We start from the raw sequence: 13705 nt of genomic DNA on the forward strand, positions 1-13705 counted from the left end.
GGGCCGCTCCTACGGGTAAGCTCTACCTGTAGGAGCGGCCCATGGCCGCGATTTTTCAATGGCGTCCAGCGCTATCGCGCCGACTTGGCCACCATGCCGGTGTGTCTCAGAGTCATCGCCAGGAAGACGATGGCCAGGACGCAGGAGCCGACCAGCAGCATGAAGCCACCATCCCAGCCGAAGTGGTCCACGGTGTAGCCCACCAGGGCGTTGGCCGCCACCGAACCGCCCAGATAGCCGAACAGGCCGGTGAAGCCCGCGGCGGTGCCGGCGGCCTTCTTGGGCACTAGTTCCAGCGCCTGCAGGCCGATCAGCATCACCGGGCCGTAGATCAGGAAGCCGATGGATACCAGGGCCGCCAGGTCGATGCCGGGATTGCCTTCCGGGTTGAGCCAGTAGACCAGGGTGGCGACCAGCACGCCGAGCATGAACACCACCCCGGTGGCGCCGCGGTTACCGCGGAACAGTTTGTCCGAGAGCCAGCCGCAGAGCAGGGTGCCGGGGATGCCGGCCCATTCGTAGAAGAAGTAGGCCCAGGAGGTCTTGTCCACCGAGAAGTGCTTGGCCTCCTTGAGGTAGGTGGGGGCCCAGTCCAGCACGCCATAGCGCAGCAGGTAGACGAAGACGTTGGCGAAGGCGATGTACCAGAGTAGGCGATTCTTCAGTACGTATTCGACGAAGATCTCCTTGGTGGAGAATTCGCGTTCATGACCTTCGCTGTAGCCTTCGGGGAAATCCTGTTTCCAGTGTTCCACCGACGGCAGGCCGCAGGATTGCGGGGTATCGCGCATGGCGATGAAGGCGAACACCGCGACCGCCAGGGCCACGACCGCCGGGACATAGAAGGCCGCGTGCCAGTCGTTGAACCAGGCCAAACCGAGCAGGAACAGCGGGCCGATCAGGCCGCCGCCGACGTTGTGGGCGACGTTCCATACCGAGACCACGCCGCCACGCTCCTTCTGTGACCACCAGTGCACCATGGTGCGACCGCTGGGCGGCCAGCCCATGCCCTGGAACCAGCCGTTGAGGAACAGCAGGACGAACATGATGCTGACACTGGAGGTCGCCCAGGGCGCGAATCCGAACAGCAGCATCACCAGCGCCGACATCACCAGCCCGAAGGGCAGGAAATAGCGCGGGTTGGAGCGGTCCGAGACCAGGCCCATGAGGAACTTGGACAGGCCGTAGGCGATGGCCACCGCGGAGAGCGCCACGCCCAGTTCCCCGCGGCTGTAGCCTTGCTCGACCAGATAGGGCATGGCCAGCGAGAAGTTCTTGCGCAACAGGTAGTAGCCCGCGTAGCCGATAAAGATCCCGGCGAAGATCTGCCAGCGAAGACGGCGGTAGACGGGATCGATGCGATCGGCGGGCGATGGGCCGCAGGGGCGAAGATTCCAAGCATGGGAGCCTCGGTATTGTTATAGGTATTAATCGAAAGCGAACATTCCAGGTTCGTTTTCGAATATTACAATGATATTACAGCCTGCATAGGCTTTTCCGCCCTGCGGCAGTGGGTGCCCGGATTCCCCCTTGATCTGTACGGGTTGCGCGCCTAGGGTGGCGCGTCTTTGCTGCCGTTTTCACGAGTCATCATGCCTGCCTGGAAAGTCCTGTCCTCCCGCGCCCTGACCCTGATCACCACCCTGTTCGAGCGCTATCCGCGATTGATCGCCCTGGCCGGCTTCATCTCGGGGATCTGCAGCTTCCTGCTGGTGGACCGGCAGAAGGGTTTCGCCCCGGTGATGGCGGTGATCATGCTGGCGAGTTGGGTCTGGCTGATGCTGGAAAACGTGCTGCGGGGCTGGGTCAGCCGCCGTTTCGGCTGGGAATTGCCACCACCGCTGCTACGCTACGCCACCCAGTTGATCCACCAGGAAAGTCTGTTCTTCTGCCTGCCGTTTTTTGCCATCACCACGGCCTGGAACAGCGGCCAGGCGCTGTTCACCGGACTGCTCGGCGCGGCCGCCCTGGTGTCCATCATCGATCCGCTCTACTACAAGACCCTGGCGCCGCGGCGCTGGGTATTTCTCAGCTATCACACCCTGACGCTGTTCGCGGTACTGCTCACGGCGCTACCGATCATCCTGCACCTGACCACTACCCAGAGCTACGAACTGGCCCTGGGCGTCGCCGTGCTGCTGTCCTTTCCCAGTCTGGCGGTGGCCTTCCGGGTGCGCCTGGGCTGGCGCTGGCTGGGGCTGCTGGGCCTGTGCCTGGCCATTGGCGCCTTTGGCTGGCTGGGGCGCGCCTGGGTGCCGCCGGCCACCCTGTGGCTGACCGACATGGGCATGAGCACCAACTTCGACAGCCTCAAGCGCCAGCCCGGCGATGCGGTGAAGAGCCTGAGCAGCGCCCAGCTGCGCGCCCAGGGGCTCTATGCCTTCACCGCCATCAACGCACCGCGTGGCCTGAACGAGCGTATCTACCATGTCTGGCGTCATGCCGGTCGGGAGGTGGATCGGATTCCCCTGGATATCAGCGGCGGTCGCGAGGCCGGTTATCGCGCCTGGACCCACAAACAGAACTTTCCCGGCGACGTGACCGGCCGTTGGCAGGTGCAAGTGGTTACGGACGTCGGCCAGGTGATCGGAACCCTCAGGTTCGAGGTGACCCCTTGAATTCCGCTGGCTATGCTGCAGCCATCCATCTCTAGAGGATTCGCCGTGAAAGCCGTCGCCGCCGTTTTGTTGTCCTTCTGCCTGGCCTTCACTGCCTGGGCGAACGAAGAGAAAAAGGAGGGGGAGGCCCCCAAGACCGAATTCTACAACCTGACCCCGGCCCTGGTCGGCAACTATGGCAGCGGGCCCAAGCTCAAGTACTACAAGGCCGACATCGCCCTGATGATGACCGGCAAGGAAGCCAAGGATAAGGTCGAGTTCCACGAGCCGCTGATCCGCAATCAGCTGGTGATGCTCTTCGCCCAGCAGACCGACGAGACCCTGGCCGGCGTGGAAGCCCGCGAAAAACTGCGCCAGGAGGCGCTCAAGCAGGTGCAGAACGTGCTCACCCAGGAGGAAGGCAAGCCCCTGGTGGAAGACCTGCTGTTCAACAACCTGATCATCCAGCCCTGAGCGCGGTCAGGCGCGGGCCGCGGCGACGATCGCCGCCCACTCCTCGGCGCTGACCGGCATCACCGACAGACGATTGCCCTTGCGCAGCAGGGCGAAGTCGGCGAGTGCCGGCAACTGGCGCAGGCGCGGTAGGCTCAGCACTCGCGGAAAAGCCTCGACGAAGGCCACCTGGCGCGCCGTCCAGGGATTGTCTGCGGCGCTGGCCTTGGGCGCGTGGTAGGGGCTTTCTGGGTCGAGGGCAGTGGGGTCGGCGAAGGCTTCGCCTACGATCCGGCCGATGCCGGCGATGCCCGGTTCGGCGCAACTCGAATGATGAAAGAAGAACAGCTCGTCGGGTTTCATGGCGCGCAGGAAGTTGCGTGCCTGGTAATTGCGCACGCCGTCCCAACGCGCCTGGCCCAGGCGTTGCAAGTCGTCCAGTGAGAACTCATCGGGCTCGGATTTCAACAGCCAGCAGGCCACGGTTCGTCTCCTGACGAATGGAGGCTCGGGAGCTTCCAGGAAAGGGTCTGGTCGATTGCAAGGGGCGACCGCTTGTCGCAGAATGCCGCGCATTCCGGATGTAGTCTGATCGTACGCGCTGAGCATAACAGGGCGACGTCCTGTCCTGCCCAAAGGTGCCAGCAAGGGGGTGGCCCAGTTCGATGAAACGCAAACCTGATCTGTTGTGGGTGCTGGTCCTGATCTTTACCCTGGGCGTGGTCACCACCGGGTATACCCAGAGCTTCTGGGAGCAGCGCCAGAACCAGCAGCAATACGCTCGCTACACCAGCGACGCTCAGCCGGCGCGGGAAGTCTCTCCGGTACGCTGACCGTACCAGCCGCCATCGCTCACCACGGCCGCCATGGGCACGTCCCAGGCCGCCAGTGCCAGTCGCTCCACCTTCTGACATTCATGGGCACAGCCGATCAGCTGCGGGCTGCGCCATTGCCGCCGGCGTGCCAGATAGGCCAGGTTGCGGTCATAGAAGCCCTTGCCCATGCCCAGGCGTCCGCCCTGGGGATCAAAGCCCACCAGCGGCATCAGGATCAGCCCGAGAGCCCAGGTCGGCCGACCCAGGCGCCGATCCGGGCGTGGCTCGGCGATGCCGAAGCGATTGCGCACCCAGGATTCACCGCGGCCGACGCGCTGAAAGATCATGGCGGTGCGTGGCCAGCGGGAGAGTACCGGCAGATAGGTGGCCTTGCCGCGGCGCTGGGCTTCTTCGAGCAATGGACGCGGATCGATCTCGCCATCGCTGGGCAGGTAGAAGGCGATATGGCGGGCGCGACGAAACAGCGGATGTTGGGCAAGCTGGCGATACAGTTCGCGGGCGGCCTGGCGTTGCTGTACGGGAGTGAGGGCGCGACGTCGCTGGCGGAGAAGCTTGCGCAGCGCGGGCCTGCTGAGATCGGTAGAAGGCGGGGTGGTCATGGAAGAAATGAGCTCTCCGGAATGCCGCTGCCGGTGTAGCCCTTGAACCCTTGGTTCAAGGTGGGAGAAGTCGTAGACCTTTAGGCTTTCCGCCGTAGCGGACATGCACACCAGTCTTACGAGCAACCCCCGGGGTGTTGCTTATCGGCTCGGGGACATGACCGACTGGCGCACACACCAGAGAGTGACCTCCAGTATACGCCCCTGAGCCAAGATGCAAACCCCCGCCGATCCCCGGGTCGGCGGTCAGGCAGTGGTGTCGTGTTCGGTGATAAGCGCCCGGTCGACGCGATCCAGCAGGTCGCGGACCCGCTCGCGGGTGCTGCTGACTTCCAGGCTGACGTCGTCCTGGCGGTGCAGCAGTTCGTGGGTGATGTTGAGGGCGGCCATCACGGCCACGCGGTCGGCGCCGATGACCTTGCCGCTGGCGCGGATCTCGCGCATCTTGCCGTCCAGGTAGCGAGCGGTGCTCTCCAGGTTGGCGCGCTCGTCAGCCGGGCAGCTGATGCGATATTCCTTTTCCATTATCTGGACGGTCACGGTCTCGATGCTCATGAGTCCTGCTCCAAAGCTTTCAGGCGTAAAATCATCGCTTCGACCTTCGATCTGGCCAATTCGTTCTTTTCGATCAACTCGGCGCGCTCCTGGCGCCAGTTGCGCTCGCCCTGGCGCAGTTGTCGATTCTGCCGCTGCAATTCCTCAAGCCGCAGGAGCAGGCGCTCCACACGGTCACCGAGGGCTTCCAGATCGGCGTCGAGGGGCGTGTCGCGAGACTCGCTCATGAGGGCTACAGCTCCAGAAGGGTGCAACGAGATTGGCCGCCGGCGGGGTCAGCGCGTAGGATAAGGCTTCATTCTAGCCAGCGCCTCACCTCGACGCCATGTCCAGCTCAGCATCCGCCTACGCCGCCTTCTCCACCCTGCTTGCCGAGGCCGCTCTGCCGGTCTCGCCCGCCGAACTCCACGGTCACCTGCTCGGTCGGGTCTGTGGCGGCGCGGGCTTCGACGAGAACGACTGGCTGGCCGCGGCCAGCGAGCTGCTCGGTGGCGCGCCGGGCGAACGTCTGCAGGCGGCGCTCTCGGGGCTCCTGGGCATGGTGCAGCAGGAATTCGCCGGCCAGCAGGTGGCCCTGGTGCTGATGCTGCCACCGGACGAATTCCCCCTGGTCGAGCGCACCGCCGCCCTGGGCGAGTGGTGCCAGGGCTTTCTGGCCGGCTTCGGCCTGTCCGGGCGCACGGGCGAAGTCTCCGGCGAGGCGCGCGAGGTGCTCGAAGATCTGGCAGCCATCGCCCAGATTCAGGAGCCCGCCGAGGAAGGCGAAGAGGGTGAGAACGACTTCATGGAAGTCACCGAATACCTGCGCGTGGCCCCGCTGCTGCTCTATGGCGAGTACGGCCGCGGCCCCCTCCCCGAACCTGCGCCCGTGGTGCACTGAGCGGCCATGCCGCGAATCCACAAGGCCGAATTCGCCCGCCGCCGCCGCGCCCTGATGGCCGAGATCGGCCACGGCGGCATCGCCCTGCTGCCCGCTGCGCCGGTGTGCCTGCGCAACCGCGACATCGAGCAGCCCTATCGCCAGGACAGCGATTTCCAGTACCTCACCGGCTTTCCCGAACCCGAGGCCCTGGCCGTGCTGATTCCCGGCCGTGCCCATGGTGAATATCTGCTGTTCTGCCGCGAGCGGGATCTGGAGATGGAGCGCTGGGAGGGCCGGCGCGCGGGTCAGGAAGGGGCGCTGGCCGACTATGGCGCGGACGACGCCTTTCCCATCGGCGATCTGGACGACATCCTGCCCGGCCTGCTGGAAGGCCGCGAGCGGGTCTACTACGCGATGGGTGCCCATCCGGAGTTCGAGCGGCAACTGCTCAACTGGATCGAACTGATCCGCGCCAAGGCCGATCAGGGCGCTTCGCCGCCGCGGGAGCTGCTGGCGCTGGATACCCTGCTGCACGACAGCCGACTGTACAAGTCGGCCGCCGAGGTGCGCCTGCTCAAGGCCGCCGCCGAGCTGACCTGCGCCGCCCACCTGCGTGCCATGCAGGCCTGCCGGCCGGGGCTGCGCGAGTATCACCTGGAGGCGGAGCTGGACTACTGCTTTCGCCAGGGGGGCGCACGGCTGGCGGCCTATGGCTCCATCGTCGCCGCGGGGGCCAACGCCTGCGTGATGCATTACCAGGCCAACGACGCGCCCCTGCGCGACGGCGACCTGGTGCTGATCGACGCCGGCTGCGAACTGGAGTGCTATGCCAGCGACGTAACCCGTACCTTTCCCGTCAATGGCCGCTTCTCGCCCGAGCAGCGGCAGCTGTACGACATCGTGCTGGCGGCCAACCAGACCGCCATCGCCTGCGTGGCACCCGGGCGGCACTGGAACGAACCCCACGAGGCCACGGTCAGGGTGATCACCGAAGGGCTGTTGGCCCTGGGCCTGCTCCAGGGCCAACTGGACGACCTGATCGAGGCGGGCGCCTGTCGCGAGTTCTACATGCACCGCGCCGGTCACTGGCTGGGGCTGGATGTCCATGACGTGGGTGAATATCGCATCGGCGACCAGTGGCGGATGCTGGAGCCGGGCATGGTGCTGACCGTGGAGCCCGGACTCTATATCCCGCCGGACGCCGAGGTGCCGCGCAAATGGCGTGGCCTGGGCATCCGCATCGAGGACGAGGTGCTGGTGACGCGCAGTGGTTGCGAGGTGCTGACCGCCGGCCTGCCCAAGGCGGCCGCGGAGATCGAAGGCTTGATGGCGGCCGCGCGCGACCGCCGGGAGAACGCTCATGCAACGTCCTGATATCGCCATCATCGGCGGCGGTCTGGTGGGTGCCAGCCTGGCCCTGGCCCTGCAAACCGGCGCCAAGGCGCGCGGCTGGCGCATCCTGCTGGTGGAACCCTTCGCCCCCGGCGATACCTATCAGCCCAGCTACGACGCCCGCTCCTCGGCGCTGTCCTATGGTTCACGGCTGATCTACCAGCGTCTCGGCGTGTGGGAGGCCCTGGCCGAACATGCCGAGGCGATCCAAGAGATCCAGGTCTCCGACCAGGGCCGCTTCGGCGTGACCCAGTTGCTCGCCCGTGACGAGAATCTGCCAGCGCTGGGCTATGTGGTGGAGAACGCCTGGATCGGCCAGGTGCTCTGGCAGAGGCTGGATCGCGAGGTGGTGGACTGGCGCTGCCCGGCCGAGGTGCGCACGCTCACCGCCATACCCGATGGCTATCGTCTGGAGCTGGATGATGGCGACGTCCTCGAATGCGGCCTGGCGGTACTGGCCGACGGCGGCCGTTCGGCGCTGCGCGAATCCCTCGGCATCGAGGTGCGCCGCACGGTCTACGAGCAGACCGCGCTGATCGCCAACGTCTCGACCAATCTGGGGCATGGCGGCCGCGCCTTCGAGCGCTTCACGCCCCATGGTCCCCTGGCGCTGCTGCCCCTGCCGGGCCAGCGCAGCGCCCTGGTCTGGACCCAGCCGGATGCCGAGGCGCTGCGCCTGCAGCAGGCGTCGAACGCGGTCTTTCTCGCCGAATTGCAGCAGGCGGTGGGCTATCGCCTCGGCAGCTTCACCCAGGTCGGCACCCGTCACGCCTATCCGCTGACCCTACTGGAGGCCAACGAACAGGTCCGCCCGCATCTGGTGGTGCTGGGCAACGCCGCCCACAGCCTGCATCCCATCGCCGGTCAGGGCTTCAACCTGTCCCTGCGCGACGTGGACAGCCTGGCCGAGTGCCTGCTGGAAAGCGCTGCGGCGCCCGGTGATTTCGCCACCTTGCAGAACTATCTGCAGCGCCAGCGTCTGGATCAGCAGCTGACCATCGGCTTTTCCGATCGCATCACCCGGCTGTTTTCCAACAGTCGGCCCTGGCTCAGTGCCGGACGCAACCTGGGCCTGGTCGGCCTGGAGCTGTGCCCGCCGGCCAAGAGTGCCTTCGCCCGCCAGGCCATGGGCCTGGGTACCCGTCCCTGACCTGCGAGGAGAAACGAGCATGCTGACCCATGCGGATCTGGTGATCGTCGGTGCCGGCATGGTCGGCAGCGCTCTGGCCCTGGCCCTGGCCGACAGCGGCCTGTCGGTGGTGCTGCTCGACCGCGGCCCGCTCACACCCGGCGCGACCGAGGGCGACCTACCCTTCGAGCCCCGGGTCAGTGCCCTGTCGCTGGCCAGCCAGCGCATCCTGCAGCGCCTGGGTGCCTGGGATGGCATCCTCGCGCGCCGCGTCAGTCCCTACCAGGCGATGCATGTCTGGGATGGCTCCGGCACCGGCGCCGTGCATTTCGATGCCGCCAGCGTACATGCCGAAGTGCTCGGCCATATCGTCGAGAATCGCGTGGTGCAGGACGCCCTACTCGAACGCCTGGCCGAGGCCAACGTCCTGCTCCTGCCCGAGGCGCGCCTGGAGTTGCTGCGTCGCTCCGGCGACCAGTGGCTGGTGCAACTGGCCGGTGACCGCCAGATCCGCGCCCCCCTGGTGGTGGCCGCCGATGGCGCCACCTCCGCCGTACGCCGCCTGGCCGGTCTGGAAACCCGCGAGTGGGACTATCTGCACCATGCCATCGTCACCAGCGTGCGCTGCGCCGAATCGCACCAGCGCACCGCCTGGCAGAGATTCACCGACGACGGCCCGCTGGCCTTCCTGCCGCTGGACCGCGGTGGCGATACCCGCTGGTGCTCCATCGTCTGGTCCTGCACGCCCAAGCAGGGCGAGCGGCTGATGGCCCTGGACGACGCGGCCTTCTGCCAGGCCCTGGGCGAGGCTTTCGAGCAGCGTCTGGGCAAGGTGGAGTGCAGCGACACGCGGCTGTGCATCCCGCTGCGCCAGCGCCATGCCAAGCGCTACGTGGAGCCTGGCCTGGCGCTGATCGGCGATGCCGCCCACGTCATCCACCCGCTGGCCGGGCAGGGCGTCAACCTGGGCTTTCTCGATGCCGCGGTGCTGGCCGAGGAACTGCGCCATGCCCAGGCGCGCGGTGAATCCATCGCCGAACAGCGGGTGCTGGAACGTTACGAGCGCCGCCGCATGCCGCACAACCTGGCGATGATGGCGGCGATGGAAGGCTTCCAGCGCCTGTTCCAGGACGACCGCCTGCCGCTGCGCTGGTTGCGCAACGCCGCGCTCAAGCAGGTCGACCGCCATTTCGAGGCCAAGGCGCTGTTCGTGCGCCGCGCCCTGGGCCTGTCGGGTGATGTGCCGGAGCTGGCCAGGGTCGTGGTCTGACGGCTCAGGCGTCGCCCAAGGAGCCGGCCAGCTCCAGCACCTGCTGCCTCCAGGCGGCCTCACGGGGCAGGGCGAGGAAGTGCGGATTGAGGAAGGACTCGCGCATCTCGTAGGTGAGGGGCTGACCGTCCAGAGTCAGGACCTCGCCGCCGGCGCCTTCCAGCACGCCTTGGGCGGCGGCCGTGTCCCATTGAGAAGTGGGGGCGAGTCGGGGGTAGAAGTCGGCCAGGCCTTCGGCCAGCAGGCAGAACTTCAGCGAGCTGCCGACGCTGACCAACTTGGGCTCGCCGAGGGTGTTGCCCAGCTCCTCCAGCAGCCGTTGCTGCGCCGGACTGCCGTGGCGGCGACTGGCGACCACGGTGAAGGCGTCTTCCGGCTGATTGCGCACGCCGATCTCGACGCCGTCTTCACCCTGGATGCGGAAGGCGCCCAGTTCACGCCCGCCGCTGAAGCAGACATCCCGGGTGGGGATGCCAACCACGCCGAAGATCACCTGGCCGCGTTCGACCAGGGCCACGTTGACGGTGAATTCCTCGCTGCCGTCGATGAATTCCTTGGTGCCGTCCAGAGGATCGACCACCCACCAGACGTCCCAGGCGCTGCGCGCCGTGAAGGGGATGTCGCAGGCTTCTTCCGACAGCACCGGCACGTCCGGGGTCAGGCGCGCCAGGCCCTCGGCCAGCACCCGATGGGCGGCGAGGTCGGCGGCGGTCACCGGCGAGTCGTCGCTCTTTTGCCGCACCGCCACGTTCTGGCGCCAATGGGGCAGGATGGCCGCACCGGCCTGGCGTACCAGGTCGATGACGTTGAGTACCAGCGGGGCGGTAATGGAAACGGGCGCCATCATGCCGGCAGCTCTCCGCGTTGGGTGAGCAGGTCGCGCACCAGGTAGAGGGCGGCCAGGGCGCGGCCTTCGGAAAAGCACGGATTCTGCACCAGCTGCGACAGCTCGCGCAGGTCGACGCTGCTGACCTCCAGCGGCTCGGGTTCGTCGCCCGGCAGGCGCTCGGGATAGAGATCGCGGGCCAGCACGACGTGGATGCGCTGACTCATGTAGCCGGGGCTCAGCGACAGGGCGGTCAGGTATTCCAGCCGATGGGCGCCAAAGCCGGCTTCTTCCTTGAGTTCGCGATTGGCGGCGTCGAGGATCTCTTCGCCCGGCTCCACCAGGCCCTTAGGCAGCGACAGTTCGTAGTCTTCCACGCCGCCGCAGTATTCCTCGATGAGCAGGGCGCGGGTGGCGTCCTGCAGGGCGACCACCATCACCGCACCGTGACCGGTGCCCTTGTTGGCCAGGCGCTCGTAGGTGCGCTCCTCGCCGTTGGCGAAGCGCAACTGCATCTCCTCGACGGTGAACAGACGGCTCTTGGCCACGATCTGTCGGGCGAGAACAGTGGGTTTCTGGCGCATGGACGGCTCCTGGGCTGGGCGGACGGGTATGATAACCCGCTTGTTACATTATCCGGAGTCACCATGACCCCTCTCGACTGGAGCCGTATCGATACCGTGTTGCTGGACATGGACGGCACCCTGCTCGATCTGCATTTCGACAACCATTTTTGGCTGGAGTACCTGCCGCAGCGCTATGCCGAGCGCCACGGCCAGTCCCTGGCGCTGGCCAAGGCCGAGCTGGAGCCGCTGTTTTTCAGCCACCAGGGCAAGCTGACCTGGTACTGCCTGGACTTCTGGAGCGCCGAGCTGGGCTTTTCCATGCGCGAACTCAAGGAGGAGATCGCTCACCTGATCGCCCTGAGACCCGACGCCGACACCTTCCTGGCCGCCCTGCAGCGCGCCGGCAAGCGGGTGGCGCTGATCACCAACGCCCATCGCGACTCCCTGTCGCTGAAGCTGGAGCGCATCGAGCTGGCGCCCTATTTCGACCGGCTGATCAGCTCCCACGACTATGGCTTCCCCAAGGAAGAGCAGCAGTTCTGGCACGCCCTGCAGGCGGACTTCGCCTTCGATCCGGCACGCACCCTGTTCATCGACGACAACCTGCCGATCCTGCGCAGCGCCCGCGACTACGGGGTGGCCCACCTGTTGGCGATCCATGAGCCGGACAGCCGCCGCGGGCCCAAGGACAGTGAGGAGTTCGCGGCGGTGCGGGATTATCGGGAGTTGCTGCCCGCTTGAAGAAAGACCCTCACCCCAACCCTCTCCCAGGGGGAGAGGGGGTAAAGCAGGCGAGCGCGGAGTAGACCGGTGGACATCAAGCAACTGCGCTTTCTCATCGCCCTGGACGAGACGCGGCACTTCGGCCAGGCGGCGGCGCGCTGTCACGTTACCCAGCCGACCCTGTCCATGCGCCTGCGCGGCCTGGAAGACGAGCTGGGGGTGGAGCTGGTGCGCCGCGGGCAGCGCTTCGAGGGTTTCACCGAAGCCGGCCAGCGCATCCTCGCCTGGGCGCGCACCCTGATGGCCGCCCACGACGGTCTCTATGCCGAAGCCCAGGCCTTCCAGGGGCAACTGGTGGGTACGCTGCGGGTCGGCCTGGTGCCCCTGGCCAGCTTCGATCCCATGCCGCTGCTGCAGCACCTGCGCCTGTTGCACCCCAAGCTGCATTTCCAGCTCCAGGTGCTGAGCACTGAGCGCATCCTCGAAGCCGTGGCCAGCAATCGCCTGGAGCTGGGCATCTCCTACCTGGAACACCTGGATCCGACGCGCTTCGACAGCCTGACCCTTACCGAGACGCGCATGGGCCTGCTCTATGACGAGCGCCATTTCAGCTTCGACCAGGCCGCGCTGGACTGGCAGGCGGTGGCCGGGTTGCCGCTCGGTCTGCTGACCGGCGCCATGCATTTTCGCCAGTCGGTGGACCACGGCTTTCGCAGCCTGGGGCTGACGCCGCAGCCGGTGCTGGAGACCGATGCGGTCTATCTGCTCTTGCAGGCGGTCAATGCCGGACTCTGCTGCGCCGTGGTGCCCCTGGCCGGCGGCTTCGATCGCCTTACGCCCCACGCCCGGCTGATTCCCATCGACACGGCCCGCACCCTGACGCCCCTGGGCCTGCTCATTCGTCGGACCGAACCCCGACTGGCGGTCGCCGATGCTTGTTTCCAGGCGGTCAAGGCGCTCTACGCCGAGAGTGATAGATAGCGTTTATCAAGGCATCGGTCATAGCGATTAGACGCCCCGGGATGTGCTGGTTAATCTTTGATCTGTGTCAAACCGCCGCAGGTCGTTTTCGCCCATGTCCCAGCAATCGCCAGACCTCGTTGCCGCGCCCCCCGCTGGCTATGCCTTCGCCGAGCTGGAGCAGCCTATTGTGCGGGGCGAACAGCCGCTGGCCGAGGAAGTGGCGCTGGCCATCGCCTATAACGGCATCAGCTATGCGGTGATGATGGCGACCCCGGCCGACGTGGAAGACTATGTGGTCGGTTTCAGCCTCAGCGCCGGTATCGTCGATACCATCGACGACATCTATGGCATCCAGGTACGCCGGGTCGGTGAAGCCCTCAATGTCGATGTCGAGATCAGCAGCCGCACCTTCTGGGCGCTCAAGCAGCAGCGTCGGCAACTGGCCGGTACCAGCGGTTGTGGCCTGTGCGGGGTCGAGGCCCTGGAGCAGGCGCTGCCGCAGCTGGATCGCCTGCGCAAGGTGCCGCTGCCACCCGCTGCCCACCTGCATGACCTGCGCCAGCGTATCGACGCCGCCCAGGATCTGGGTCAACGCAGCGGGGCGGTGCATGCCGCGCTGTTCATCGACGGTCAGGGCGAACTGACCCTGTGCCGCGAAGACATCGGCCGCCACAACGCCCTGGACAAGCTCATCGGCGCTCTGCTGCGCCAGCGCCAGCCGGTGCGCGAGGGCTGCGTGGTGGTCACCAGTCGCTGCAGCCTCGAACTCATCCACAAGGCGGTGCGTGCCGGACTCGCCACCCTCATCACCCTGTCGGCCCCCACCGGGCTGGCGGTGGAGTGGGCGCGCCGTCATCGTCTCAATCTGATCCACCTGCCACATCGGTCGCCGCCGCGGGTCTATGCCCCGGCGCCGGTAGCCCCTTGATCCCAC

The 13705-nt window shown here is 66.5% G+C and carries 16 protein-coding genes, 1 other RNA gene and 1 pseudogene; 10 read left to right on the top strand and 8 right to left on the bottom strand.

The features are described from left to right. Positions 1–71 precede the first annotated feature (71 nt). Positions 72–1402 (bottom strand): annotated as a pseudogene (gene glpT, locus LRS53_RS08880) (glycerol-3-phosphate transporter). A gap of 190 nt (positions 1403–1592) precedes the next feature. Here glpT and LRS53_RS08885 point away from each other — a divergent pair. Both LRS53_RS08885 and LRS53_RS08890 read left to right on the top strand, forming a co-directional pair. Beyond that, the gene (locus LRS53_RS08885) at positions 1593–2618 is read left to right on the top strand and encodes a DUF5924 family protein (protein WP_017639422.1); all 1026 of its coding nucleotides are present in this window, start codon (positions 1593–1595) and stop codon (positions 2616–2618) included. A gap of 45 nt (positions 2619–2663) precedes the next feature. After that, on the top strand, positions 2664–3071 hold the full coding sequence (locus LRS53_RS08890) for a flagellar basal body-associated protein FliL (RefSeq protein ID WP_017639423.1): 408 nt from the start codon (positions 2664–2666) through the stop codon (positions 3069–3071). Positions 3072–3077: 6 nt separating this feature from the next. Here the strand turns inward: LRS53_RS08890 and LRS53_RS08895 are convergent, their stop codons facing one another. Beyond that, positions 3078–3533 (bottom strand): EVE domain-containing protein, encoded by a 456-nt coding sequence (locus LRS53_RS08895; protein ID WP_231355659.1) that lies wholly within the window; start codon positions 3531–3533, stop codon positions 3078–3080. 182 nt (positions 3534–3715) lie between these two features. Here LRS53_RS08895 and LRS53_RS08900 point away from each other — a divergent pair, with 182 nt between their 5' ends. Next, positions 3716–3883 (top strand): hypothetical protein, encoded by a 168-nt coding sequence (locus LRS53_RS08900; protein WP_017639425.1) that lies wholly within the window; start codon positions 3716–3718, stop codon positions 3881–3883. On the opposite strand, the gene LRS53_RS08905 is transcribed toward LRS53_RS08900, so the two are convergent. From LRS53_RS08905 to LRS53_RS08920, 4 genes are all read right to left on the bottom strand, one after another. After that, entirely contained in the window at positions 3850–4485 is a 636-nt protein-coding gene (locus LRS53_RS08905; protein WP_068384686.1) for a 5-formyltetrahydrofolate cyclo-ligase, read from the bottom strand. The two genes, LRS53_RS08900 and LRS53_RS08905, sit on opposite strands and share 34 nt — an antisense overlap. A 9-nt stretch (positions 4486–4494) precedes the next feature. Then, a non-coding RNA gene (ssrS, locus tag LRS53_RS08910) (6S RNA) lies at positions 4495–4672 on the bottom strand. A gap of 59 nt (positions 4673–4731) precedes the next feature. Further along, on the bottom strand, positions 4732–5040 hold the full coding sequence (locus LRS53_RS08915) for a cell division protein ZapA (RefSeq protein ID WP_017639427.1): 309 nt from the start codon (positions 5038–5040) through the stop codon (positions 4732–4734). Continuing rightward, positions 5037–5267 (bottom strand): TIGR02449 family protein, encoded by a 231-nt coding sequence (locus LRS53_RS08920; protein ID WP_017639428.1) that lies wholly within the window; start codon positions 5265–5267, stop codon positions 5037–5039. The genes LRS53_RS08915 and LRS53_RS08920 overlap by 4 nt, the downstream gene beginning before the upstream one ends. Before the next feature lie 98 nt (positions 5268–5365). Here LRS53_RS08920 and LRS53_RS08925 point away from each other — a divergent pair, with 98 nt between their 5' ends. From LRS53_RS08925 to LRS53_RS08940, 4 genes are read left to right on the top strand one after another with little or no spacing between them, the layout of a single operon-like run. Next, positions 5366–5920: a UPF0149 family protein gene (locus LRS53_RS08925; RefSeq protein WP_231355660.1), complete on the top strand. Its 555-nt coding sequence runs from the start codon at positions 5366–5368 to the stop codon at positions 5918–5920. Positions 5921–5926: 6 nt separating this feature from the next. Beyond that, positions 5927–7276: a Xaa-Pro aminopeptidase gene (gene pepP, locus LRS53_RS08930; RefSeq protein ID WP_017639430.1), complete on the top strand. Its 1350-nt coding sequence runs from the start codon at positions 5927–5929 to the stop codon at positions 7274–7276. Then, positions 7263–8444 (top strand): 2-octaprenyl-6-methoxyphenyl hydroxylase, encoded by a 1182-nt coding sequence (gene ubiH / locus LRS53_RS08935; protein ID WP_231355661.1) that lies wholly within the window; start codon positions 7263–7265, stop codon positions 8442–8444. Before pepP ends, ubiH begins: the two co-directional genes overlap by 14 nt. A gap of 19 nt (positions 8445–8463) precedes the next feature. Further along, positions 8464–9693 (top strand): 2-octaprenyl-3-methyl-6-methoxy-1,4-benzoquinol hydroxylase, encoded by a 1230-nt coding sequence (locus tag LRS53_RS08940; protein ID WP_231355662.1) that lies wholly within the window; start codon positions 8464–8466, stop codon positions 9691–9693. 4 nt (positions 9694–9697) lie between these two features. On the opposite strand, the gene cysQ is transcribed toward LRS53_RS08940, so the two are convergent. Both cysQ and nudE read right to left on the bottom strand, forming a co-directional pair. Continuing rightward, a complete protein-coding gene (gene cysQ, locus LRS53_RS08945; RefSeq protein WP_231355663.1) occupies positions 9698–10540 on the bottom strand; it encodes a 3'(2'),5'-bisphosphate nucleotidase CysQ in 843 nt (280 codons plus the stop codon). Next, complete coding sequence (gene nudE, locus LRS53_RS08950) at positions 10537–11103, bottom strand: ADP compounds hydrolase NudE (protein ID WP_231355664.1); 567 nt, start codon at positions 11101–11103, stop codon at positions 10537–10539. Before nudE ends, cysQ begins: the two co-directional genes overlap by 4 nt. A 63-nt stretch (positions 11104–11166) precedes the next feature. On the opposite strand from nudE, the gene yrfG reads away from it, so the two are divergent. The 3 genes from yrfG (at position 11167) to fdhD (ending at position 13699) form a co-directional block, all read left to right on the top strand. Beyond that, positions 11167–11826, top strand: coding sequence for a GMP/IMP nucleotidase (gene yrfG / locus LRS53_RS08955; RefSeq protein WP_231355665.1), 660 nt, complete (start codon positions 11167–11169; stop codon positions 11824–11826). 69 nt (positions 11827–11895) lie between these two features. Continuing rightward, entirely contained in the window at positions 11896–12789 is an 894-nt protein-coding gene (locus LRS53_RS08960) for a LysR family transcriptional regulator (protein WP_017639436.1), read from the top strand. A 94-nt stretch (positions 12790–12883) separates the two neighbouring features. Beyond that, on the top strand, positions 12884–13699 hold the full coding sequence (gene fdhD, locus LRS53_RS08965; RefSeq protein WP_231355666.1) for a formate dehydrogenase accessory sulfurtransferase FdhD: 816 nt from the start codon (positions 12884–12886) through the stop codon (positions 13697–13699). Positions 13700–13705 lie beyond the last annotated feature (6 nt).

The organism is Pseudomonas sp. PLB05, assembly GCF_021106615.1.
Classification (GTDB): Bacteria; Pseudomonadota; Gammaproteobacteria; order Pseudomonadales; family Pseudomonadaceae; genus Chryseomonas; species Chryseomonas benzopyrenica.

What these genes read in the sequence shown, in the direction of transcription:
- LRS53_RS08885 (WP_017639422.1), top strand. Translation starts at nt 1,593, where the DNA reads ATGCCTGCCTGGAAAGTCCTGTCCTCCCGCGCCCTGACCCTGATCACC.
- LRS53_RS08900 (WP_017639425.1), top strand. Translation starts at nt 3,716, where the DNA reads ATGAAACGCAAACCTGATCTGTTGTGGGTGCTGGTCCTGATCTTTACC.
- LRS53_RS08905 (WP_068384686.1), bottom strand. Translation starts at nt 4,485, where the DNA reads ATGACCACCCCGCCTTCTACCGATCTCAGCAGGCCCGCGCTGCGCAAG.
- LRS53_RS08915 (WP_017639427.1), bottom strand. Translation starts at nt 5,040, where the DNA reads ATGAGCATCGAGACCGTGACCGTCCAGATAATGGAAAAGGAATATCGC.
- LRS53_RS08920 (WP_017639428.1), bottom strand. Translation starts at nt 5,267, where the DNA reads ATGAGCGAGTCTCGCGACACGCCCCTCGACGCCGATCTGGAAGCCCTC.
- LRS53_RS08925 (WP_231355660.1), top strand. Translation starts at nt 5,366, where the DNA reads ATGTCCAGCTCAGCATCCGCCTACGCCGCCTTCTCCACCCTGCTTGCC.
- pepP (WP_017639430.1), top strand. Translation starts at nt 5,927, where the DNA reads ATGCCGCGAATCCACAAGGCCGAATTCGCCCGCCGCCGCCGCGCCCTG.
- ubiH (WP_231355661.1), top strand. Translation starts at nt 7,263, where the DNA reads ATGCAACGTCCTGATATCGCCATCATCGGCGGCGGTCTGGTGGGTGCC.
- LRS53_RS08940 (WP_231355662.1), top strand. Translation starts at nt 8,464, where the DNA reads ATGCTGACCCATGCGGATCTGGTGATCGTCGGTGCCGGCATGGTCGGC.
- cysQ (WP_231355663.1), bottom strand. Translation starts at nt 10,540, where the DNA reads ATGATGGCGCCCGTTTCCATTACCGCCCCGCTGGTACTCAACGTCATC.
- nudE (WP_231355664.1), bottom strand. Translation starts at nt 11,103, where the DNA reads ATGCGCCAGAAACCCACTGTTCTCGCCCGACAGATCGTGGCCAAGAGC.
- yrfG (WP_231355665.1), top strand. Translation starts at nt 11,167, where the DNA reads ATGACCCCTCTCGACTGGAGCCGTATCGATACCGTGTTGCTGGACATG.
- fdhD (WP_231355666.1), top strand. Translation starts at nt 12,884, where the DNA reads ATGTCCCAGCAATCGCCAGACCTCGTTGCCGCGCCCCCCGCTGGCTAT.